Here is a 270-nt window from a genome sequence, read left to right on the forward strand (position 1 = left end):
TGTTCACTGTGCTGGGGAGATCCCATTTGTGGGTACTGAACTTTTCCGTAGCATGGAGAACAACGGCCTAGCTTATGGTGAAATGTCGATTTATCACTGCTTTGCACAAGCGAGCGATGAGCCAAAAGTTATTTTCAGCGTAGCAAATATGATGCAGCCAGGAACACTAGAACATGACGATCCTGCTGACTTTACCACAAAAGGTATTTCGTTCTTTATGACGCTGCCTTGTTATGGTCAAGCTGATCAAAACTTCAATGTGATGCTGAG

At 44.1% G+C, this 270-nt stretch carries 1 protein-coding gene; it reads left to right on the plus strand.

Annotated elements, in window-relative coordinates; all coding sequences use genetic code 11:
* The coding region (gene zipA / locus AB4496_RS28325; RefSeq protein ID WP_372133379.1) for a cell division protein ZipA at window positions 1-270 on the plus strand (270 nt) is incomplete at both ends.

The sequence above is a fragment of the Vibrio sp. 10N.222.46.A1 genome (genome assembly GCF_041473595.1).
Lineage (GTDB): Bacteria > Pseudomonadota > Gammaproteobacteria > Enterobacterales > Vibrionaceae > Vibrio > Vibrio tasmaniensis_A.